This window comes from Massilia sp. LXY-5 (assembly GCF_059801075.1).
In genome coordinates this window covers 479,943-502,672 of sequence record NZ_JBNNEH010000002.1, presented here as the reverse complement: position 1 = coordinate 502,672, position 22,730 = coordinate 479,943, and the positions used below count along the sequence as shown (strand labels likewise).

Genomic DNA, 22,730 nt, shown 5'->3' with positions numbered 1-22,730 from the left:
ACACCGGCAGGCATTCCAGAGTCTCCCATGTTTAGAGTTCGCCCCACCGTTCGCAAGATCACCGCCGCCCTGCTCGCCGCCATGGCCATGTTGCCAGGGATCGCGATCGAGCAGGAACTCAAGCTCGACTACCGGATGAACGAGCAGATCGTACAGGTGCCGGCCGGCGATGAAAACCGCGCGATGCTGGAGACGACCGTATTCCGCCCGAACGGTCCCGGACCGTTCCCGCTGCTGGTCATCAACCACGGCAAGGACCCGGGCCGTCCGAGCGCCCAGCCGCGCGACCGCTTTTATCACATGGCCGCGGCGTTCGTGAAGCGCGGCTATGCGGTGATGGTGCCGATGCGCCAGGGTTTCGCCAATTCGACCGGGCGCTACCGCGACCGCGGCTGCGACATGAAGACCAACGGCTACCTGCAGGCCGAGGACATCCGCTCGACCCTCGAGTTCGCACGGGCCCAGTCCTGGGTCGACGGCGCCCACATCGTCGTGGCCGGCCAGTCGTATGGCGGCCTGGCGACAATGGCGCTCGGCACCCAGGACCTGCCCGGCGTGCGCGGCCTGATCAATTTTGCCGGCGGCCTGCGCGACGACAGCGACCGCTGCGCCTGGCGCTCGGCGCTGGTGTCGGCCTTTGCCGAATACGGCGCCAACAGCAAGGTGCCGAGCCTGTGGATGTATGGCGAAAACGATTCGCTGTTCGGGCCCGATCTGGCGAACCGCCTGCACGAAGCCTATGCCCAGGCCGGCGGCAAGGCGCGCCTGGTCGAATTCCCTTCGTTCAAGCGCGACGCCCACGGCATGCTCGCCAGCCGCGACGGCGAAAAGATCTGGCTGGACGACACGATGCGCTTCCTGAAGGGCGTCGGCATGCCGACCGAGGTGCTGTACGACGTACCCGCGCCGCCGACCCCGCCGCGCACCGATTTCGCGAAAATCGACGATATCGAGGCCGTGCCCTTCCTCTCGGAAAACGGGCGCCGCGCCTATGCCGACTACCTGACCAAGATGACGCCGCGCGCCTTTGCCGTGTCGCCGTCCGGCGCCTGGACCTGGGCCGAGGAAGGCGAGGCGCCGGATGCGCGCGCGCTGGCCACCTGCTCGGCCAAGAGCACCCAGCCGTGCAAACTGTATTCGATCGACGACTATGTGGTCTGGAACGGCAACCGCGTCGACGCCGCCGAGAAGGCCAGCATGACGGCCTCGATCGCGGCGCCGGCCGATCCGAACGCGCCGGGCGCGGTGGGTGGCAGCGCCGTACCGGCGGCCAAGGCGGCCCCGACGGCACAATAAGCCTTTCAGTCAAGCCGGCGGCGCACTCATCCGTTGCGCCGCCGGCGTCTTTCTTGCGCGGGCTCGACTTGGCGCAAACGCTGCAGCCCTGCCCGCTCCGACAATGAGGCCATCGCCCCTTCGGAGTGCTCCATGCGCCTGTCCCGGATCCTGTTCGCCACGCTGTTCATGGTGCTAGCCCAGCTGGCCCTGCTGGACGGCAGCGCCCGCGCCGCCAACAACGATCCGGTCGTGCTGGTGCACGGTTTCCTCGGCTTCGGTCCCGACCAGTTTCCGCGCAGCGGCTTCCTGTACTGGGGCGGTTACGGCGACCTCGCCGCCCACCTGCGCACCTACAAGGGCCCGCACACGGTCTTCACCGCCGTCGTCGGCGCGATCGCCAGCAACCGTGAACGGGCGGCCGAACTGTACGCGCAGATCAAAGGGGGCTGCGTCGATTACGGCGCGCGCCACGCGGCGGCCGGCAGCCTCGGGAAAGCGCCCGCCTGCTGGGCGGCCGACCCGCAGCACAATCCGATGGGTTACCCGCCGGCGCTGTATCCGCCCTGGGACGCGGAGCACCCGCTGCACATGATCGGCCATAGCCAGGGCGGCACCACCATCCGCGCCCTGGTCGAACTGCTCGAGCACGGCGACCCGCAGGGCGGCGACGGCGAACTGTACCGGGGCGGCAAGCCGGGGTGGATCCGCAGCGTCACCACCATCTCGGCGCCGCACAACGGCACCACCCTGCGCGACGCCGTGCTCGACATCCTGCCCGATCTGCGCTCGCCGCTGCGCGACTGGCTGCTCGCCGATCTCGCCAACTGGGAACTGGCCCCCGATGGCGCGCGCAGCTTCAATGCCTGGGCGCGCACCTCGCCCCGGGTGCATTATTTTTCGGTCGGCACCCAGGCGACCGAAGCCGGCGCGCCCTGCTGCAACGCCACCGACCGCCGCATCGCGCCGCTCCAGAACCGCCGCTACCAGTACCCGCGCAGCGACATGTTCGCCTATTACAAAACCTATGCCGGGGAATGGATCGTGCCCTCGATGCTGCAGCACGGGATGGGCGGCTATACCCAGGATGGGCCGGGCCGGGTGCGCATCGACAGCAGCTGGTTCGCCAACGACGGCGTGGTCAATACCAGCAGCATGCGCGCCCCCGCCGGGCACCCGGTGCGCGACTTCGACGGCACCCCGGTGCCCGGCATCTGGAATTACCTCGGGACTTACCGCGGCTACGACCACTTCGACGTCCTGGACTGGCCGCACGAGGGACCATCGGCGGAACCGATCTACGAGCGCGTTTCCGACATCCTGTTTGCGCTCTGAACGTTCAGCTGCGCCCCCCACGCCTGGAGCTGCGCCACGGTGGCGGTCGCGCCGCCGCAGACGATGACGAGGACCTTGTCGAACGCGGCCAGCGGGCCGCCGGGACGCCAGGCCAGCGCCAGCGCGGCGCCGCAGGCCGGCTCGACGACGACGCGGTGCTCGTCCATGAAGCGCAGGCAGGCCGCGACCGCCTCCCCGTCCGTCACCACGACCGGCGTGATCGGGTGCGTGCGCGCCAGCGCGAAGGCATGCTCCGACACTTTACGGGCGCCGAGCGAAGTGGCGATGCTGTTGATTGCCGGCAGTTCGATGCGTTCGCCCGCCGCCAGCGACTGCGCATAGGAATCGGCACCTGCGGTCTCCACCGCGAACACGGGCAGGTCATTCCATCCCTGGCGCCGCAGGCCGGCCACCACGCCGCTGAGCAGCCCGCCCCCGCCGACCGAGAGCACGACCGCATCCGGGCGCAGGCCGGCGTCCGCCACTTCGTCGATCATGCCGGCGTGGCCTTCCCACAGCAGCGGATCGTCGAAGGGGTGAATGAAGGCGTCCTGCGGGCCGAGCAGCGACTGCGCGTACGCGTTCGCCTCTTGAAAGGAGATGCCGTGCACGCAGACCTGCGCGCCTTCCCGCGCCAGCAGGGCGCGGGCGCGTCCGCTGGTCGTTTGCGGCACCACGACCAGGGCCGGCAGGCCGAGCCGGCGCGCCGCATGGGCCGCCGCCAGGCCGGCATTCCCGCCGGACGAGGCGACGATGCGGCCTGCCCCGCGTGCGGCATACACTTCACAGGCGTGGCCGATGCCGCGCAGTTTGAAGGAGCCGCTCGGCTGCAGCGCCTCCATCTTCAGCCAGACCTGTTGCCCCGGCCCGGGGTCGAAGGCGTTCGAGGGCAGCAGCGGCGTGGCGATGTGCAACGCCATGGCGAGCGCAGCCTCAGGCGGCCGTGCGCAGGGCGCGCGCCAGGTCCGACAAACGATACGGCTTGCCGACGAAGGCGAAGTCATCCAGGTTCGCGTTCTCGAGGATCAGGGCCGGCAGCGGATAGCCGGAGGCGAGGATGATCTTCACCTCAGGATAGTGCTCGCTTGCGTAGGTCGCCAGCTCGATGCCGTTCATGCCGGGCATGATGACATCGGTGAACAGGATGTCGACCTTACGGCTGGCCAGCAGGCTCAAGGCTTCCGAAGCATTCGAGGCGGTGACGACTTCATAGCCCATGCTGATGTAGAGCGCCGAAGCGACGTCCATCAGGTCGGGTTCGTCCTCGACGATCAGCACCAGCTCGGTCGTATCCTGGTGCGTGCCGCCGTCCTGCCCGGGCGCGGCCGGCAGGAAGATGCTGATCGCCGTGCCTTCGCCGGGCGAGCTGCCGATCACGACTTCGCCGTCGGACTGCTTGATGAAGCCGTAGACCTGCGACAGGCCCAGGCCCGTGCCTTTACCCACTTCCTTGGTCGTGTAGAAGGGTTCGAAGGCGCGTGCCGCGGTCTCGGGCGACATGCCGGTACCGGTATCGGTCACCGTCACCCGAACATAGGGACCCGGCGCCAGGCCACCCACTTCGCGCTCGGCGAGGTCGACGTTGGCCGTCTCGATCTGCAGGTCTCCGCCGTCGGGCATGGCGTCGCGCGCGTTGACGACCAGGTTCAGGATGGCCGACTCGAAGCGCGCGCTGTCGATGACGGTGGTGCGCACCTGCGGCTCGAGCTTGACCGTGAACGCGATCGAGGCGTTCACCGCGCGCCGCAGCACCGATTCGAAACCGGAAATGAGGCGGTTCACGCTGCGCGTTTCAGGCTGCAAGGGCTGCTGGCGCGCAAAGGCGAGCAGCTGCTGGGTGAGCGTGGCCCCGCGCTCGACGGCGCGGCGCATGCTGTCGAAGGTCTTGGCGTCGGCACTGACGCCGCGCCCCAGGCTCAGCACCTCGAGGCCGCTGGCCAGCACCGACAGCAGGTTGTTGAAATCGTGCGCGATGCCGCCCGTCAGCTGGCCGATCGACTCCATCTTCTGCGCCTGGAACAGGGCCGCATTCGCCTCGGCCAGCGCGGCGTCGGCCTTCTTCTTCTCGGTGAGGTCGCGCGTGATCTTGGCAAAGCCGATCAGTTCGCCCATGTCGTCGCGGATGGCGTCGATCACCACGTGCGCCCAGAAGCGGGTGCCATCCTTGCGCACGCGCCAGCCCTCGGCCTCGTAGCGGCCTTCGCGCGAGGCAATGGCGAGCGCCCGTTGCGGCTTGCCGTCGAGGCGGTCTTCCTCGGCATAAAAACGCGAAAAATGCTGGCCCACGATTTCGTCGGCCTGGTAGCCCTTGATGCGTTCGGCGCCGACGTTCCAGTTGCTCACCTCGCCCTCGGGCGAGAGCATGTAGATCGCATAATCGGTCACGCCCTGCACCAGCAGGCGGAAGCGCTCTTCGCTGGCGCGCAGGGCCTGTTCGGCCTGGCGCTTGTCGGTGATGTCGCGCGTGATCTTGGCGTAGCCCAGCAGCGTGCCATGCTCGTCATAGATCGGGTCGATCACGACGCTGGCCCAGAAGCGCGTGCCGTCCTGGCGCATGCGCCAGCCCTCGGCTTCGTACTTGCCCTCGGCCAGGGCCGTGGCCAGCGCGCGCTCCGGCAGGTTCGTTGCGCGGTCCTCGGGGGTGTAGAAGCGCGAGAAGTGCTCGCCCAGGATTTCGGGTGCCAGGTAGCCCTTGAAGCGCTGCGCGCCCGCATTCCAGCTGCTGACGTGGCCTTCCGTATCGAGCATGTAGATCGCGTAGTCGCTGATGCCGGAAATCAGGTACTGGAAGCGCTGCTCTTCGGTCAACGGCTTCCTGGCGGCGGGTCGATTGTTCATTGGGGCAGAGGCTGCGGTGGCGGATAACGCGTCATCATAAACCCAAACCGTCCGCACTGCCCACGCAAACCTTGCCAGAAGATCCACTCTCCTGAAAAAAGGTCAAGCCCCGATCCGCCCAAAAAACTCGCCTTTCGTCTCAGCGTTGCAGGTGCACGAAAACGCCCACAATTGCCCCGTACCACCCCTTGCCTTTCACGCTAGAATACTGCTTTTGCAACCCAGCCGTGCCCCGCTCGCGCCTCATGACTCCACCCTCTTCCGCACCGCTCGACCTGTCCGGCTGTGACCGGGAACCGATCCGTACTCCCGGCAGCATCCAGCCACACGGCTTCCTGCTGACGCTCTCGCAGGAGGGCAAGGTCTTGCAGGCCAGCGCCAACCTGGCGCACTGGATCGGCGTCGAGGCGCAGGCCGCTTGCGGGCAGCCGCTGGCCGAGGTGATCGGCGCCGCCGCCGAAGGCCTGAGCCAGGACCTGCCGGGCGACAAGCTCGGCAACCGCCCGCTCTACCTGTGCACGGCCGCCATCAACGAGCGCCACTTCGACGTGCTCGGCCACGTATGGGACGGCCTGGTCCTGCTCGAGTTCGAAGCCGCTCTGCGCGCCGAACCGCTGGACTACCGCCACCTGTATCCGCTGCTGGGCGACTTCCTGCTGAAGGTTAACGAGAAGCAGTCGGTCGAGTCGCTCGCCGAACTGGCCGCCCACCACGTGCGCATGGTCAGCGGTTTCGGGCGCGTCATGGTCTACCAGTTCGACCGCGACGGCCACGGCCACGTGATGGCCGAGTCGAAGGAAGACGGCTACCACTCGTACATGGGCCAGCGCTTTCCGGCCTCCGACATCCCGTCCCAGGCGCGCGACCTGTACGCGCTCTCGCGCATCCGCCTGATCCAGGACGCGAACTACGTCCCGGCGCCGCTGGTGCCGCCGGCAAACCCGGTGAGCGGGCAGCGCAACGACCTGTCTTTCGCCGCCCTGCGCAGCGTCTCGCCGGTGCACCTGCAGTACATGCGCAACATGGGCACCCTGGCCTCGATGTCGGTCTCGCTGATGGTCAAGGGCAAGCTCTGGGGCCTGATTTCCTGCCATAACGAGACGCCCTGCCCGCTGCCTTTCGAGAAGCGCACGGCCTGCGAACAGCTGGGCCAGGTGCTCGCCCTGTGTATCGAATCGCGCGAGGACGCCAGCGAACTGCAGTTCCGCCTGGAAGTGCGGCGCATGATGGTCGCGATGCTGGGCAATCTCACCAAGGGCGCCGACGTCATCGACAACATGAGCGGCATCTTCCCCGAACTGCTGCGTTTCGCGCGCGCCGGCGGCGTGGCCATCGTGGCCGGCGACCGGGTGCTGACCTATGGCGATACGCCCGACGCCGCGGCCATCGAAGACCTGGTGGCCTGGCTCGAATTGCAGGGTCATGGCAGCGAGATCTATCACACCGACGCGCTCTCGCAGGACTATCCCGGCGCGGCTGCGTTGCGGCGCAATGCCAGCGGCCTGCTGGCCATGCCGATCTCGCGCCTGCACAAGCATTACCTGCTGTGGTTCCGTCCGGAGGTCGTGCACACGATCGAATGGGCGGGCAACCCGCATGAGAAGGAGGCGTCCGGTACGGCGTCCGGCAGCGCTTCCGATATGGCGTCCATTCCGGCGCCGCTGACCCCGCGCACCAGCTTTGCCACATGGCGCGAGGTCATCCACGGCGTCAGCCTGCCCTGGCACGTCGCCGAGATCGAACTGACGGGCGAGTTCCGCAGCGCCCTGCTCGGCATCGCACTCGAACGCGCCGAGCAGATGGCCGAACTGGCCGAGGAACTCGGCCGCGCCAACAAGGAACTGGAAGCGTTCTCGTATTCGGTCTCGCACGACCTGCGCGCGCCGCTGCGCCACATCGTCGGCTTCTCCGACCTGCTGCTGGAGTCCGCCGGCAGCGAAGACACGACCATGCGCCAGCGCTTCCTCACCAACATCAAGGAATCGGCGCGCCTGGCCGGCAAGCTGGTCGACGACCTGCTGAGCTTCTCGCAGATGGGCCGCGCGGCCTTGCGTCCGGTCGAAGTCGACATGTCGAAGCTGGTCGCCTCCTGCATCGACAAGCTGGCCATCGAAATCGGCCAGCGCAATGTCGAATGGGATATCGCGCCGCTGCCGCGCATCACGGCCGACCCGACCTTCGTGCACCTGGCGGTCCAGAACCTGCTGTCGAACGCCATCAAATTCAGCGGCCAGCGCGACCCGGCGCAGATCCGGATCTGGTCCGAACAGGACGCGCAGGAAACGGTGTTCCACATCGCCGACAACGGCGCCGGCTTCAACATGGATTACGTGCACAAGCTGTTCGGCGTGTTCCAGCGCCTGCACCGCATGGAAGACTTCCAGGGCACCGGCATCGGCCTGGCTAACGTGCGCCGCATCGTCGAGCGCCATGGCGGACGTGCCTGGGCCGACTCCGTGCAGGGCCAGGGCGCCACCTTCTCATTCAGTATTCCGCGCAAACTCGCACTCTAATCGCACTACCTAGCCAACCATGTTAAAACCCATCCTGCTGGTCGAAGACAACCCGAACGACCTCGAACTGACTCTGGTGGCACTGGCGCGCAGCCAGCTCGCCAACGAAGTCGTCGTCGTACGCGACGGCGCCGAGGCGCTCGACTACCTGCTGCGCCGCGGCGAATTCGCCGAACGCTCGGAAGGCAACCCGGCCGTCACCCTGCTCGACCTGAAGCTGCCGAAAGTGGACGGTCTGGAAGTGCTGGCGACGATCCGCAAGACGGCCAGCCTGAAGAGCATGCCGGTCGTGATGCTGACCTCGTCGAAGGAAGAACAGGACCTGATCAAGAGCTACGAACTGGGCGTGAATGCCTATGTCGTGAAGCCGGTCGATTTCAAGGAATTCGTGCGCGCGATCGCCGACCTGGGGATTTTCTGGGCAGTGCTGAACGAACCGCCGCCGGGTTCGTTCCGCTATATTCCGCCCAACTGATCGCCGGGGGGGTGCCTGCGGCTCAGGCCGCCGTGGCGCCCGTACTGTTGGCCGCGCATTGCGCGTTGGCCGCTGCGCCGGCATTGCGCCCGGGCCGCAGCAAATGACGGATGCGCGCACTGAGCGCATCCGGATGATACGGTTTCTGCAGCAAATGCACCGAGGCGCTGACCTTGCCCTCGTGCGCCAATACCCCTTCCGCATAACCCGAGGTATATAAAATCTGCGCATTCGGCAGATGCTCGCGCACCGCTTCGCCGAGTTGCAGGCTGCTCACCGGTCCCGGCATGATGACGTCGGTGAACACCAGGTCGATCTGGCGTCCGCTCTCGACCAGCGCAATCGCGCCGGCGGCATCGCAGGCTTCGAGTACCTGGTAGCCGAGCGCGGACAGGATCGCGCAGGTCGAGCTGCGCACGTCTTCCTCGTCTTCCACCACCAGGATCGTCTCCAGGCCGCCGAACAGCGGCACGTCCACATGGGCTTCCGGCTGTGCCGCTTCGGTTTCGCTGCGCGGCAGGAAGATGCGCACGCTGGTGCCGCGTCCGACTTCGCTGCTGAGCACGATTTCTCCGCCCGACTGCTTCACGAAACCATAGGCCATCGACAGGCCCAGGCCCGTGCCCTGCCCGACCGGCTTGGTGGTGAAGAAGGGTTCAAAGGCACGCTGCAGGACGTCGGGCGGCATGCCCTTGCCGGTATCGGCCACTTCGATGACGACATATTCGCCGGGCGAAACACCGGGCGGCAGCATCGCACCAGGGCCGGGTGCGTCGCCGCCCGCGTTGCTGGCCCTGATCAGCAAGGTGCCGTTGCCGCCCATCGCGTCGCGCGCGTTGATGGCGAGGTTCAGTAATACGTTGTTCAGCTGGTTCGGATCGGCGACCGTGCTCCACAGCGAAGGATCGATGTCGGTGACGATGCGCGCATTCGGCCCGAGCACGCGGCGCATCATGTCGTCCATGTCGCGCAGCAGGTGGCCGGGATTGAGGACGACCGCCTGCAGCGGCTGGCGCCGCGCAAAGGCGAGCAGGTGCGAGGACAGCTTGGCGCCGCGCTCGACGCCGGCCAGCGCCATCTCGACACGCGCGCGTCCTGCTTCGTTCAGGCCACCGACGAGTTTCAGCAGTTGCAGATTGCCGCCGATAATCTGCAGCACGTTATTGAAATCGTGGGCCACGCCGCCGGTCAGCTGGCCGATGGCTTCCATCTTCTGCGCCTGGTGCAGGGCCGATTCGCTGGCGGCCAATTGCTGCTGGCTCACGCGCAGCGAGGCAAAGGCCGCATCGCGTTCGCGCCGGGCGACGCAGGCGTCGCTGTGGTACTGGACGCGCGCCACCAGTTCGCGCGGATCGGGCCATTTCACCATGTAGTCGTTGGCGCCGGCGGCAAAGGCTTGCGCCTTGACTTCCGGATCGTCTTCGGACGACAGCATGATGACGGGGATGTGTTCGGTATCGGGATTGGCGCGCAGGCGGCGGGTGACTTCGAAGCCGTCGAGGTCGGGCATGCGCAGGTCGACCAGCACCACGGTGACGTTCAGCTCGCTCGCCAGGTCGGCGGCCCGCGCCGGGCTCGACTCGTAACGCAGTATGTGCTTGACGCAGGTTTTCAGCCCATGCTCGATGATTTGCTGTGCAAAAGGCTCGTCATCGATCAGCAGGATCGAACAGGAATTCGAATCGTCTTCGATCATCGGTATCAAGACCTCGTTTTGCCGACATCGCAGAGGCCAAGTTGCATTTTGTGAAGCGTTGATTCTACACCAATGTGAAAAGCGAGTTCATCAATTTCACTATCGTGCTTGACGCCCCGGGATTCGCCACCACCTTGTATTGACAGCGTTTTTTTGCCGAACGGGGAAGCATGCACGATCCAATTTGCCCCTTGTGCGGTCGCGAACTGGGCACGGTCAACATCGACCGCCACCATCTGGTACCGAAGACCTTCAAGGGCAAGGAACAGTTCCCGATCCACAAGATCTGCCATCGCAAGATCCACTCGGCCTTCACCGAGCGCGAACTGCTGCGCAGCTATCACACCTGGGACGCCCTGCGCGGCCACGAGGAGATCCGCGCCTTCATCGCGTGGGTGGCGAAGAAGCCGCCCGACTTTTATACGCGCACCTACACCTCCAACGACAAGAAGCGCCGGAAATGACGGATTTGATTTTAACTTGACAATATTGCGATAAAGCCATTTCATGTTGGCATACCGTTCACAGGATGCCTCATGGATTTCGCGGATTACCTGCAACACGACGCCACCGCCCTCGCCGCCCTCGTCAAGCACGGCGACGTGACAGCTTCTGAACTGCTCGACCTGGCCCTGGCCCGCAATGCCGAGGTGCACGGACGCATCAATGCCGTGTGCCGGCTGCTCGAACCGCAGGCGCGTGCGCAGCTGGCCCGTTCGCTCGCCGGACCGCTGGCAGGCGTGCCCTTCCTGATCAAGGACGGCGTGCAGGATTATGCAGGCGTACCGACCAGCTTCGGCAGCCGCTCGATGCGCGGCTACGTGCCGACCGAACATGCGGCCGTCGTACGGCGCTACCTGGAAGCGGGCCTGGTCATCTTCGGCAAGACCAATCTCCCCGAGTTTGCCCTGAAGGCCGTCACCGACCCGGTGCTGTATGGGCGCGCCAGCAATCCCTGGAACCTCGGGCACACGCCGGGCGGCTCGAGCGGCGGCGCGGCAGCCGCGGTCGCGGCCGGCATCGTGCCGATGGCGGCGGGCAATGACGGCGGCGGCTCGATCCGCATCCCGGCCGCCTGTTGCGGCCTGTTCGGCTTGCGCGCCTCGCGCGGCCGGGTGTCTTCGGGGCCGGCCATCGGCGAAGTCTGGTTCGGCGCCTCGAGCGAAGGGGTTCTCTCGCGCAGCGTGCGCGATTCGGCCCTGGCGCTGGACATCCTGGCCGGCCACGAGCCGGGCGACCCGTTCGACATCGCCCCGACTGCCGCCCCCTACCGCGAACTCGTCAGGCGCGATCCCGGCAAGCTGCGCATCGGCTTCAGTACCGTCTCGCCGATCGGCACCGAGGTCCACCCCGAAGCGGTGGCCGCCGTTCAGCGTGCCGTGCAACTGCTGCGCGGGCTCGGCCATGAAGTCGAGGAAGCCGCGCCCGAACTCGACGGCGCGGCACTGGCGGAGAGTTTCCTGCACGTGTATTTCGGCCAGGTGCCGGCAATGCTTGCGCGCGGCAAGGCGCTCGGCGCCGGCGCGGGCGACGTCGAGCTGACGGCACGGCTGCTGGCGACGCTGGGCGCGAGCATCCCGGCCGGGCGCCTGACGACCCAGCTGGCCAAATGGAACGAATTTTCGCGCGCGCTGGCGCGCTTCCACGCACGCTACGACATGCTGCTGACGCCGACGCTGGCCCATCCCCCGATCCGCCACGGCGAAGGAGACCCGCCGCGCGGCGAGCAATTCGTGCTCGACCTGCTGCAGCGCAGCGGCCTGCTCGGCATCCTGGCGCGCCTGGGTTTATTGGAAGGCACCGTGAACAAGATCGCGCGCGACAGCCTGCGCTACGTGCCGTTCACCCAGCTGGCCAATCTGACCGGGACGCCGGCGATGTCGGTGCCGCTGCACTGGACGGCGGCCGGGCTGCCGCTGGGCGTGCAGTTCGTCGGGCGCTTCGGGAGCGAGGACAAGCTGCTGCAGCTGGCGCACCAGCTGGAACAGGCGGCGCCGTGGTTCGAGCGGCTGGCGCCGCTGACAACGGAAGGAGTGAAGTCGACAAGCACCCTGGTGCCTGCATGACCTAGGGGTCCTTGAGGCCAATGGCATCAAGGACGGCTTCACCGGGCTCTTGAGCCCACGCGTTGCAGCGTGTGCGTATCGACGCACGTCAACAAACAAAAAAGGCCGCATCTTTCGACGCGGCCTTTCGTATTCTGGCTCCCCGACCTGGACTCGAACCAGGGACCTGCGGATTAACAGTCCGTCGCTCTACCGACTGAGCTATCAGGGAATTGAGGCAACATTATAGCGGGCCAATCCGAGTTTGGCGAGTCCCGGACAAATTTTTCGTCCTTGCACGCCCAAAGCGCGCCTTTGCTATAGTCGCAGCACCCTGCCATCCCACTCCATGACACCATGACCATTCCCCGCATTTTCGGCACTCCCCTCTCTCCTTCCGCCACGCGCGTGATGCTGCTCGGCTCCGGCGAACTCGGCAAGGAAGTCATCATTTCCCTGCAACGCCTCGGCGTCGAAGTCATCGCCGTCGACCGCTACCCGAACGCGCCCGGCCACCAGGTCGCGCACCGCGCCCATGTCATCGACATGACCGACGGCGCCGCCCTCCGTGCCCTGATCGCGCAGGAGCAGCCCGACCTCGTGATCCCCGAGATCGAGGCGATCGCCACCGACACCCTGGCCGAGCTGGAAGCGGCGGGCACGATCACCTGCATCCCGACCGCGCGCGCCACCCAGCTGACGATGAACCGCGAAGGCATCCGCCGCCTCGCCGCCGAGGAACTGGGCCTGGCAACGTCTCCCTACCGCTTCGCCAGCAGCCTGGAAGAACTGGAACAGGCCTGCGCTTTCGTCGGTTTCCCCTGCGTGGTGAAACCGGTGATGTCGTCCTCGGGCAAGGGCCAGTCGAAACTCGACAGCGCGGCCGACGTGAAAGCCGCCTGGGACTACGCCGCCGCCGGCGGACGCGTCGATGCCGGCCGCGTGATCGCCGAAGGCTTTATCGATTTCGACTACGAAATCACCCTGCTGACAGTGCGCTCGCGCGCTGCCGACGGCACGACGCAGACGGGTTTCTGCGAACCGATCGGCCACAAGCAGGTGCAGGGCGACTACGTGGAATCCTGGCAGCCGCATCCGATGAGCGCGCTGGCCCTAGCACGTTCGCGCGACATCGCGGAAAAAGTGACAAGCAACCTCGGCGGCCTGGGCGTGTTCGGCGTCGAGCTGTTCGTGAAGGGCGACATGGTCTGGTTCTCGGAAGTGAGCCCACGCCCGCACGACACCGGCATGGTGACGATGGCGACGCAGGTGCAGAGCGAATTCGAGCTGCACGCAAAGGCTGTCCTTGGCCTGCCGGTCAACACGGCCTTGCGCGCGCCGGGTGCCTCGGCCGTCATTTACGGCCAGCTCGATGCGAAAGGGATCGCCTTCGAAGGCGTGGCCGAGGCTTTGACGGTGCCGGACACCGACATCCGCCTGTTCGGCAAGCCGGAATCGTTCGCGCGCCGCCGCATGGGCGTGGCGCTGGCGACGGCGTGCGATGTGGACACGGCGCGCGAGCGGGCGCTGCTCGCGGCATCGAAGGTCAAGCCGGTGGGCGGCGCGTAAAACAAAAAAGGCCGCATCTTTCGATGCGGCCTTTCATATTCTGGCTCCCCGACCTGGACTCGAACCAGGGACCTGCGGATTAACAGTCCGTCGCTCTACCGACTGAGCTATCAGGGAATTGAGCTTGGCATTATAACTGCTCAGCGGCATTGCGCAAGTCCTGCACGAAACTTCCTGTTGCAGGACTTGCGTATCGTTCACCTCAAGCTACGCGTTTCTCGCGCAGCGCCTTCGCCGGCACGCCGACCAGCAAGGCAATCCCGCCCAGCACCATCAGCGCCGTCACGAAGTACAAGCCGTAGTTGACGCTACCGGTCGCGGTCTTGAACCAGCCGATCACGAAGGGACTGACGAAACCGCCGATCAGGCCCAGGGAATTGATCAGCGCAATTCCGCCCGCCGCGGCCGGTCCCGACAGGTAAGCTGTCGGCATCGCCCAGAACAGCGGCATGGTGGCCAGGATGCCGATCGTTGCGAACGATAGCGCCACCAGCGCCAGCGCCAGGTGGCCGGGCAGCAGGCTTGCCGCCACCAGCCCTGCCCCGCCGAGGAAGGCGGCGCCGGCCGCATGCCAGCGGCGCTCGCGGGTGCGGTCCGAGTGCCGGCTCAGGAGCACCATGCCGATCGCGCCGACGATGTAGGGGATGGCCGTCAACAGGCCGATACGCAGCGGGTCGGCGATGCCGAAGCTCTTGATGATGGTCGGCAGCCAGAACGTGATCACGTAGGTGCCGGCAATGAAGGTAAAGTAGCTGAACGCGAGAACGTAAATCTTCGGGTCGCTCAGCGCCTGGCGCAGCGAGCTGTGGTGCGCCGGACCCAGGTCGTGACGGTCCTGCTGCAGGGTTTCCTCGATGATGTCCTTTTCGCGTGCCGACAACCACCTGGCCTGGCCCGGGCGGTCGGCCAGCATCAACCACGCCATCAGGCCCAGGAAAATGGCAGGGATGCCTTCGATCAGGAACATCCACTGCCAGCCGGCCCAGCCGTTGACGCCGGCCATGTCGTTCATGATCCAGCCCGAGAGCGGCCCGCCGACGATGCCCGCCACCGCCATGCCCGACATGAACAGCGCGATGATCTTGGCACGCATTTTCGAGGGATACCAATAGGTGAAATAGAGGATGATGCCCGGGAAGAAACCCGCTTCGAACAGGCCCAGCAGGAAACGCGCGATATACAGTTGTGTCGGTGTCCGCACGAACATCATGCCGGCCGAGGTCAGGCCCCACAGGACCATGATGCGCAGCAGGGTCTTGCGTGCGCCGATGCGTACCAGGAGCAAATTGCTCGGCACCTCGAACAGCGCATAGCCGAAGAAGAAAATGCCGGCGCCAAGGCCGTAGACGGCATCGCTGAAACCCAGGTCGGCCTTCATCTGGAGCTGCGCGAAACCGATATTGATGCGGTCGAGATAGGCCGCGACATAGCAGATGAACAGGAAAGGGATCAATCGCAGGTTGACCCTGCGGTAAACCCTGGCCTGCTCATCGGGCGCGGCGGCGCCGGGTGCAAGCGGAATCGCCATGCCGGCGGTGTCGGTGTTCATGTTGCTGCTCCTTGTTTTCATCTGATGTGAAACCCGCGGCTTCGGCGGATCTGTCTCCTGTTATCGGGCAAGCGTCGTGGACCGGCGGGCTAGCGGATGAAGCGGCGCACGTAGTCGCTGCCCAGTCCCACGGTCTCATAATGCTTGACCGCCGCTTCCAGCTTGGTGAACACGTCTTCGTAGCCGACCGGCTTACCCTCCTCGTCGAGATAGGTATATGCGCCGGTGACATGGAACAGCGTCATCATTTCGCTGACGTCCTCGGGCACGTACAGCGTGTGGATCTCGCCGGGAATTTCGTGGGCATACGAACCCTCGGTTGCGGTCCAGTCATGCTCGAGGTAGTACCAGCGGCCCTTCAGCACATGCGCGTGGACCGGGCCGTCGTGCCGGTGACGCGAGAGCACGCCGCTTTTCCGCACGCGCAGCACGTTGACGAAATAGCCTTGCGTGACATTCAGGATCAGCGGGCGGAACCAGACGTTGGGCGCCTGCGGCACCCATTCGCGCTCGTCTTCCGGCACGGCGTCCGGCACCACCAGGTCGGCGATGGCGAAGCGGGGAATTGGCTGGGAAAAGCCCTTCAGGCTGCTCGGGTGGGTACGTTCGGTCGACTTGGACACGATAGGATCTCCTTGTTCGTTTGCGCCGTGGCGCGGGCGGTGCCGGGAATACCGGGAAGAGGCCATCTTGCGCTGCGCATCCCGTGCGAACAATGCGATAATCGTCAATGGGCTATGACGAAATTTCACAGGTGGGGCGCAGGTGGCGATACATTTGAGCGAACTCGAGGTGTTCATGGCGGCCGTCGAGGACGGCAATTTTTCGGCGGCCGGACGCCGGCTCGACCTGACGCCCTCGGCGGTGAGCAAGCTCGTCGCGCGCCTGGAAGACAGCCTGAACGTGCGCCTGTTCCACCGCGGCGCGCGCAAGCTGACGCCGACCGAGGCTGGCCAGGTCCTGTACGACGAAGGCCAGGACATCTTCGCCGCCTTGCGCAGCGCCGAAAACGCGGTCAAGACCTGCTCGGGCGAGGTCAGCGGCACATTACGCGTGCATTCGATGGTGACCTTCGCGAAATACCAGCTTGCGCCCGTCATCGGCGACTTTCTCGCGGCTTATCCGAAGCTGCGCGTGGAATTCCACCTCAGCAACGAGCCGGTCGATTTCGTCGAGCAGCGCATCGACGTCTCGATCCAGGGCGGTCCCCTGCCCGATTCCTCGCTGGTGGCACGGCGCCTGCTCGACAGCCCCTGGATCATCTGCGCCGCGCCCGCCTATCTCGACCGGCACGGCACGCCGCAGACCCCGGAGGACCTGGCCCGCCACAACTGCATCAACTTCAGCCACCGCACGCATTGGAATGCGTGGCCGCTCATGGACAAAGGCGAAGCGCGGACGGTCGCGGCCAGGGGCAATGTCGGCGCCAACCAGGGCGACATGCTGCTGCAGCTGGCGCGCCAGGGACTGGGCCTGGTAAGGCTGGCAGAGTTTCACGTGGGCGAGGATTTGCGTAGCGGGCGGCTGGTGCCGGTAATGACGCCCTACCAGCCGCCTGCGGAGCCCCTGTACCTGGTCTACCAGAGCCGCAAGCACCTGGCCCCGCGCGTGCAGGCCTTCCTGGCATTCATGGGAGAACGGTTTACGACAGCTGCGGCGCAGCGCGGGCGGCCTGCCCGGTCATGAAGCGCGCGCGGCCGGCACGAAGCGGCGCAGCTGGCGCTCGACGCCCACGCTTCGTGCTAAATTGACCTGCGCGCAGAACCGACCATCGCGAGGATGTCCATGCAAGAAACCAAGCGCATGCCCGCCGCCTTCATCGGCCACGGCAGTCCCATGAACACCCTGGAATCGAACCGCTATACCGCGGCCTGGCGCGCCTTCGGCGAGAGCCTGCCGCGCCCGCGCGCGATCCTGGTGATTTCCGCGCACTGGTTCATCCACGGCAGCGCCCTGACCGCCATGGCGAGACCGCGCGTGATCCACGACTTCTACGGCTTCCCGCAGGCATTGTTCGACTTCGATTATCCGGCGCCGGGCGCGCCGGAGATTGCCGAGGAGATCGCGGCCGCCGTGCGCCCGGGCTTCGTCGCCCTCGACCGCGACAGCTGGGGACTGGACCACGGCACCTGGTCGGTGCTGGCCCACGTGTTCCCGCAAGCCGATATTCCCGTGCTTCAGCTGTCGATCCATGCTGGCGAACACCTGGCGTATCACATCGAACTGGGCCGGCGGCTCGCCCCGCTGCGCGACAGCGGCATTCTGATCATCGGCAGCGGAAATGTCGTCCACAACCTGCGGCGCATGGACCGCAACATGCTCGATGCCGCCTTCGACTGGGCCGAGGATTTCGACCGCGAAGCCCGGGACATCATGACCGGCGACCCGGCGCAGCTGGGGCGCCTGGCCGATCACCCGGCCTGGCGGCTGGCGGTGCCGACGCCCGAGCACTTTCTGCCGCTCGCCTATATCGCGGGGCTGGCGCTGGCCGACCGGACGCCGGCCAGGGTGCTGGTCGACGGCGGCGTGATGGGCTCGCTCACGATGACCAGTTTCGTGCTTGGTTGCGATGCGCCCGCCCCTGGCGGGGCGGATGCCGGCAGCCCGTCTGCGTCGATTCCTGCAGGCATTCCGCCGGACCAGACGAATATCTGAGCGCGCTTACGGCGTCAGCAGCGCATGCTGCGACGCCGTATGAAAATCGCGCCAGACCCGGTTGATCTCGCTGTCCTCGCGCGCCGCGTACAGGCCGCAGTAGGGATACAAGGTATCGACCGCACGCCGCGCCGCGTTCACCCAGGCCATCGCCAGGGCTTGCAGCCGGTCCGCCTCCTCGGCATCGACCCGGGCGCCGCCTGCAACCCGCTCCCAGGTGGCGTCGAGCTGCAGGTAGAGTTGCGCCCTCGCCTCGTCCAGTCCGCTGCGGGCTGCGTCCAGCACGGCGCGCACGGCCGGCACCGACAGCAGCGCTTCGCCACTACCGAAGCGGTGACGCCGGTGCGCCATCGATTCCTGCGCCAGCTCGACGAAATGGGCGCCCATGCCGGCCAGGTTGGCGGCCAGGGTGACGAAGGCGAAGGCCATGAAGGGGAAGCGGTACAGCGGTCCCTGTTCGCGCGCGCAGGCCGGATCGATCGCGAAGGCGTGGCGCGCATGCACCCAGCTGCTGCGCACCTCGTAGGCGTGCGAGGCGGTCGCGCGCAGGCCGATGGTGCGCCAGTTCGGTACGATGTTGACCATTGCGGCCGGCACCACGAAGGCCGATATGCGGGGCTGGCCGGCGTCGTCGAGCAGCGGCCGGCCGCCTTCATGCAGCACCGCATTGAAAGTAAAATGGGTCGCCATCGGCGCACCGCTGGCATAGTCCCACAGGCCGTCGATGCGCCAGCCCTCGCCGTCGCGCTCGGCAACGCCGGTCGGGGCGCCGCTGCCGGCCAGGCAGACACGCCGGGTCGCCAGGATCTCGCGCGCCAGCTCGGGCACCAGGAAGCCGGCGAACCAGCCGGCGCCGGCGCACAGGGTCACGGTCCAGCCCATGCTGCCATCGAGGCGGGCGATCGCTTCTTCCAGTCGCACCACCCCTGGCAGCGGCAGCTCGAGGCCGCCCAGCGCGCGCGGCGCCAGCATGCGCAGCCAGCCGCGCCGGTGGGCCAGCGCCTGCTGGACCGGATGCAGCCAGCGCGCGGCATCGGCTGCCGCGGCATGGCGGGCAATACGGCGCGAATCACGGCTGGACAAGAGAAGCATGGGGAAAGGCCCTGGAAACGAAAAAGCCCGCTTGAGCGGGCTTTTCGGTCTTGCTGTGTTCTGGCTCCCCGACCTGGACTCGAACCAGGGACCTGCGGATTAACAGTCCGTCGCTCTACCGACTGAGCTATCAGGGAATTGTCTTGCTCTTTGCCACCAAACAAAAGTTCAGCAGCGAAGAGCCAAGATTTTAGAGGACTTTGGCGATTGCGTCAACGACGAGATCGATGTTCTTCGAATTCAGCGCGGCAACACAGATGCGGCCGGTGTCGACGGCATAGATCGACTCCTCGCGCAGCTTGCCGACCTGCTCTTTCGTCAGGCCCGAATAGGAGAACATGCCGACCTGCTCGCGCACGAAGGCGAAGTCGCGGCCCGGGGCTTTTGCTGCCAGCTTTTCGACCAGTGCCTCGCGCATCTGCTTGATGCGAACGCGCATGCCGGCCAGCTCGTCTTCCCACAGCTGGCGCAGTTCCGGCGTCGACAGCACCATCGCCACGACCTTGCCCGAGTGGGTCGGCGGGGACGAGTAGTTGGTGCGCACGACGCGCTTCAGTTGCGACAGCAGGCGCGCCGCTTCATCCGCGCTCGATGCCACAACCGACAGGGCGCCGACGCGCTCGCCGTACAGCGAGAACGATTTCGAGAACGAGTTCGAGACCAGCAGCGGGCCACCGGCGTCGACGAAACGGCCGACCACGGCGCCGTCTTCCGCGATGCCCGCGCCGAAGCCCTGGTAGGCCATGTCGAGGAAGGGAATCAGGCCGCCCTGCTTGACCGCCTCGATCACCTGGCGCCACTGCTCTTGCGTGAGGTCGGCACCGGTCGGGTTATGGCAGCAGGCGTGCAGCAGGACGATCGAGCCGGCATCCATCTTGCGCAGCGAGTCGAGCATGCCCTCGAAGTTCACGCCATGGGTTTCCGCGTCGTAATACGTGTAGTTGTTGACGATGAAACCGGCGCTCTCGAACAGGGCGCGGTGGTTTTCCCAGCTCGGGTCGCTGATGAAGACTTCCGAATTCGGCGAAAAACGCTTCAGGAAATCGGCGCCGATCTTGAGGGCGCCGGTGCCGCCGAGGGCCTGCACGGTCACTGCACGTTTCTCTTGAATTACCGCGCTGCCGGCCCCAAATACGAGCTCCTGCACGGCTTTGTCGTACGCAGCCAGGCCTTCGATCGGGAGGTAGGTGCGTGGCGACAGCTGTTCGATCAACTTCGCCTCTGCCTTCTGCACGCATTGCAGCAGAGGCACCTTGCCGCCATCGTCGTAATAAACGCCGACCCCCAGGTTGATCTTGGCCGGGTTCGTATCGGCGTTGAATGCTTCGGTAATGCCCAGGATCGGGTCGCGCGGGGCCATGTCGATGGCGCCGAAGAGGCTGGCGGAGGCTGTAGAAGTCATCGTGATAAACTGATTTTGTCGGTGGATCGCAGCAGTTGTATAGACAGCGACGCCGCAGCGATATCTCTGCTGCGGTGCCGCAAACGGATTCCCATTCTAGCAAAGGTCTCGAAACATGGCTGATGTATCTATCGCAACCGGTCCGGAACCGACTGTGATCACCTTCCCGAACTCGCCCTTCAAGCTGCACCAGCCTTTCCCGCCGGCCGGCGACCAGCCGACCGCGATCGAAGGACTGGTCGAGGGCATCGAAGACGGCCTGATGTACCAGACGCTGCTCGGCGTGACCGGTTCCGGCAAGACGTACACGATGGCCAACGTGATTGCCCGCGCCGGCCGTCCGGCCATCATCTTTGCGCCGAACAAGACCCTGGCTGCCCAGCTGTATTCCGAAATGCGCGAATTCTTCCCGCAGAACGCGGTCGAGTATTTCGTGTCCTACTACGATTACTACCAGCCGGAAGCCTATGTGCCGCAGCGCGACCTGTTCATCGAAAAGGACTCGTCGATCAACGAGCACATCGAGCAGATGCGCCTGTCGTGCACCAAGTCGCTGATGGAGCGGCGCGACGTCGTCATCGTCGCCACCGTCTCGGCCATCTACGGTATCGGTAATCCGAACGAATACCACAAGATGATCCTGACGCTGCGCCACAAGGATAAAGTGGCCCAGCGCGACATCATTGCGCGCCTGATCCAGATGCAGTATTCGCGCAACGAAATGGATTTTGGACGCGGCACCTTCCGCGTGCGCGGCGACACGATCGACATCTTCCCGGCCGAGCACGCGGAACTCGCGATCCGCGTCGAAATGTTCGACGACGAAATCGAATCGCTGCAGCTGTTCGACCCGCTGACCGGCCGCGTGCGCCAGAAGATCCCGCGTTTTACCGTGTATCCGGGTTCGCACTACGTCACGCCGCGCTCGACCGTGCTGCGCGCCGTCGAGTCGATCAAGGCCGAGCTGAAGGACCGGCTGGAAGAATTCCGCCAGCAAAATAAACTGATCGAAGAGCAGCGCCTGGAACAGCGTACCCGTTTCGACCTCGAAATGATGGCCGAGATCGGCTTCACGAAGGGCATCGAGAACTATTCGCGCCACCTGTCCGGCGCGATGCCGGGCGAACCGCCGCCGACCCTGGTCGATTACCTGCCGAAGGACGCGCTGATGTTCATGGACGAGTCGCACGTGCTCGTCGGCCAGCTCTCCGCGATGTACAACGGCGACCGTTCGCGTAAAACGAACCTGGTCGACTACGGCTTCCGCCTGCCGTCGGCGCTGGACAACCGCCCGCTGAAATTCGAAGAGTTCGAAGGCAAGATGCGGCAGACGATTTTCGTGTCCGCCACGCCGGCCGAGTACGAGAATGCGCATGCCGACAACGTGGTCGAGCAGGTGGTGCGTCCGACCGGCCTGGTCGACCCGGTGATCATCGTGCGCCCTGCCCTTTCGCAGGTCGACGACGTGATGAGCGAGATTAACGACCGCATCAAGAAGAACGAGCGCGTCCTGATCACCACGCTCACCAAGCGCATGGCCGAGCAGCTGACGGAATACCTGAGCGACCACGGCATCAAGGTGCGCTACCTGCACAGCGACATCGAGACGGTCGAGCGCGTCGAGATCCTGCGCGACCTGCGCCTGGGCACCTTCGACGTGCTGATCGGTATTAACCTGCTGCGCGAGGGCCTGGACTTGCCGGAAGTGTCGCTGGTGGCCGTGCTGGACGCGGACAAGGAAGGTTTTCTCCGTTCCGAGCGTTCGCTGATCCAGACCATCGGCCGTGCGGCGCGTAACCTGAACGGCGTGGCGATCCTGTACGCGGACCGCATCACCGACTCGATGCGCCGCGCCATCGACGAAACCGAGCGCCGCCGCGCCAAGCAGATCGCCTTCAATGAGGCGAACGGCATCACCCCGGTGGGCGTGCAGAAGAAGATCAAGGAACTGATCGACGGCGTCTACAGCAATGCCGCGCAGAAGGCCATGGCCGAGGGTGCGTTGGGACTGGAAGAAGCTGCGCAGGTGGCCAAGGTCGAGGCGATGAGCGAGAAGCAGATTTCGAAGGAAATCAAGCGCCTCGAGAAGCTCATGGTGGACCACGCCAAAAACCTCGAGTTCGAGAAGGCGGCGCAGGTACGCGACCAGCTACATGTGCTCAAGCAGCAGGCCTTCGGGGCGCCGGGGGCGGACAACGTGGTGTCGATGTTGGGCAAGTAAGGAACGGCGCTTCGGCGCCGTTTTTCTTTGGCCGGTGTGAAAGTTCGCAGCAGCGCATACGGTGA

General features: G+C 65.7%; 17 protein-coding genes and 3 tRNA genes. 10 read left to right on the top strand and 10 right to left on the bottom strand.

Annotation, left to right across the window (positions count from 1 at the left end; genetic code table 11):
• The first annotated feature begins 27 nt into the window (after nt 1-27).
• Together ACI48I_RS05725 and ACI48I_RS05720 are read left to right on the top strand one after the other, a co-directional pair.
• Nucleotides 28-1,296 (top strand): dienelactone hydrolase family protein, encoded by a 1,269-nt coding sequence (locus tag ACI48I_RS05725; protein WP_498573585.1) that lies wholly within the window; start codon nt 28-30, stop codon nt 1,294-1,296.
• A 132-nt stretch (nt 1,297-1,428) separates the two neighbouring features.
• Nucleotides 1,429-2,610, top strand: a complete 1,182-nt coding sequence (locus ACI48I_RS05720; RefSeq protein ID WP_498573584.1) for an esterase/lipase family protein — start codon at nt 1,429-1,431, stop codon at nt 2,608-2,610.
• On the opposite strand, the gene ACI48I_RS05715 is transcribed toward ACI48I_RS05720, so the two are convergent.
• Nucleotides 2,574-3,530 (bottom strand): pyridoxal-phosphate dependent enzyme, encoded by a 957-nt coding sequence (locus tag ACI48I_RS05715; RefSeq protein WP_193684975.1) that lies wholly within the window; start codon nt 3,528-3,530, stop codon nt 2,574-2,576. The genes ACI48I_RS05720 and ACI48I_RS05715 overlap by 37 nt on opposite strands.
• Before the next feature lie 13 nt (nt 3,531-3,543).
• Nucleotides 3,544-5,448 (bottom strand): hybrid sensor histidine kinase/response regulator, encoded by a 1,905-nt coding sequence (locus tag ACI48I_RS05710; protein WP_498573583.1) that lies wholly within the window; start codon nt 5,446-5,448, stop codon nt 3,544-3,546.
• Between the two features lie 245 nt (nt 5,449-5,693).
• Here ACI48I_RS05710 and ACI48I_RS05705 point away from each other — a divergent pair, with 245 nt between their 5' ends.
• Nucleotides 5,694-7,961, top strand: a complete 2,268-nt coding sequence (locus tag ACI48I_RS05705; RefSeq protein WP_498573582.1) for an ATP-binding protein — start codon at nt 5,694-5,696, stop codon at nt 7,959-7,961.
• 19 nt (nt 7,962-7,980) lie between these two features.
• Entirely contained in the window at nt 7,981-8,436 is a 456-nt protein-coding gene (locus tag ACI48I_RS05700; protein WP_498573581.1) for a response regulator, read from the top strand.
• Between the two features lie 22 nt (nt 8,437-8,458).
• On the opposite strand, the gene ACI48I_RS05695 is transcribed toward ACI48I_RS05700, so the two are convergent.
• Nucleotides 8,459-10,132 (bottom strand): response regulator, encoded by a 1,674-nt coding sequence (locus ACI48I_RS05695; RefSeq protein WP_498573580.1) that lies wholly within the window; start codon nt 10,130-10,132, stop codon nt 8,459-8,461.
• A 170-nt stretch (nt 10,133-10,302) separates the two neighbouring features.
• On the opposite strand from ACI48I_RS05695, the gene ACI48I_RS05690 reads away from it, so the two are divergent.
• Nucleotides 10,303-10,596, top strand: a complete 294-nt coding sequence (locus tag ACI48I_RS05690) for a hypothetical protein (RefSeq protein WP_193684970.1) — start codon at nt 10,303-10,305, stop codon at nt 10,594-10,596.
• A gap of 72 nt (nt 10,597-10,668) precedes the next feature.
• Nucleotides 10,669-12,198 (top strand): amidase, encoded by a 1,530-nt coding sequence (locus tag ACI48I_RS05685; RefSeq protein WP_498573579.1) that lies wholly within the window; start codon nt 10,669-10,671, stop codon nt 12,196-12,198.
• 135 nt (nt 12,199-12,333) lie between these two features.
• Here the strand turns inward: ACI48I_RS05685 and ACI48I_RS05680 are convergent.
• Nucleotides 12,334-12,409 (bottom strand) — tRNA-Asn (locus tag ACI48I_RS05680).
• A gap of 125 nt (nt 12,410-12,534) precedes the next feature.
• On the opposite strand from ACI48I_RS05680, the gene purT reads away from it, so the two are divergent.
• On the top strand, nt 12,535-13,746 hold the full coding sequence (gene purT, locus ACI48I_RS05675; RefSeq protein ID WP_498573578.1) for a formate-dependent phosphoribosylglycinamide formyltransferase: 1,212 nt from the start codon (nt 12,535-12,537) through the stop codon (nt 13,744-13,746).
• 41 nt (nt 13,747-13,787) lie between these two features.
• Here purT and ACI48I_RS05670 read toward each other — a convergent pair.
• The 3 genes from ACI48I_RS05670 to ACI48I_RS05660 all read right to left on the bottom strand — a co-directional run bounded on the left by ACI48I_RS05670 (nt 13,788) and on the right by ACI48I_RS05660 (nt 15,918).
• Nucleotides 13,788-13,863, bottom strand: a tRNA-Asn gene (locus tag ACI48I_RS05670).
• 85 nt (nt 13,864-13,948) lie between these two features.
• Nucleotides 13,949-15,295, bottom strand: a complete 1,347-nt coding sequence (locus ACI48I_RS05665; RefSeq protein ID WP_498573577.1) for an MFS transporter — start codon at nt 15,293-15,295, stop codon at nt 13,949-13,951.
• An 89-nt stretch (nt 15,296-15,384) separates the two neighbouring features.
• Entirely contained in the window at nt 15,385-15,918 is a 534-nt protein-coding gene (locus ACI48I_RS05660) for a 2,4'-dihydroxyacetophenone dioxygenase family protein (protein WP_193684966.1), read from the bottom strand.
• A 154-nt stretch (nt 15,919-16,072) separates the two neighbouring features.
• Between ACI48I_RS05660 and ACI48I_RS05655 the strand changes: the two genes are divergently transcribed.
• Together ACI48I_RS05655 and ygiD are read left to right on the top strand one after the other, a co-directional pair.
• Complete coding sequence (locus tag ACI48I_RS05655) at nt 16,073-16,981, top strand: LysR family transcriptional regulator (protein ID WP_498573576.1); 909 nt, start codon at nt 16,073-16,075, stop codon at nt 16,979-16,981.
• A gap of 99 nt (nt 16,982-17,080) precedes the next feature.
• On the top strand, nt 17,081-17,950 hold the full coding sequence (gene ygiD, locus ACI48I_RS05650) for a 4,5-DOPA-extradiol-dioxygenase (RefSeq protein ID WP_498573575.1): 870 nt from the start codon (nt 17,081-17,083) through the stop codon (nt 17,948-17,950).
• 6 nt (nt 17,951-17,956) lie between these two features.
• Here ygiD and ACI48I_RS05645 read toward each other — a convergent pair whose 3' ends face one another.
• From ACI48I_RS05645 to ACI48I_RS05635, 3 genes are all read right to left on the bottom strand, one after another.
• Nucleotides 17,957-19,042, bottom strand: a complete 1,086-nt coding sequence (locus tag ACI48I_RS05645) for an acyl-CoA dehydrogenase family protein (RefSeq protein WP_498573574.1) — start codon at nt 19,040-19,042, stop codon at nt 17,957-17,959.
• A gap of 61 nt (nt 19,043-19,103) precedes the next feature.
• A tRNA-Asn gene (locus ACI48I_RS05640) sits at nt 19,104-19,179 on the bottom strand.
• Between the two features lie 53 nt (nt 19,180-19,232).
• Entirely contained in the window at nt 19,233-20,444 is a 1,212-nt protein-coding gene (locus ACI48I_RS05635) for an amino acid aminotransferase (protein ID WP_498573573.1), read from the bottom strand.
• 115 nt (nt 20,445-20,559) lie between these two features.
• Between ACI48I_RS05635 and uvrB the strand changes: the two genes are divergently transcribed.
• On the top strand, nt 20,560-22,665 hold the full coding sequence (gene uvrB, locus ACI48I_RS05630; protein ID WP_498573572.1) for an excinuclease ABC subunit UvrB: 2,106 nt from the start codon (nt 20,560-20,562) through the stop codon (nt 22,663-22,665).
• The last annotated feature ends 65 nt before the right edge of the window (nt 22,666-22,730 follow it).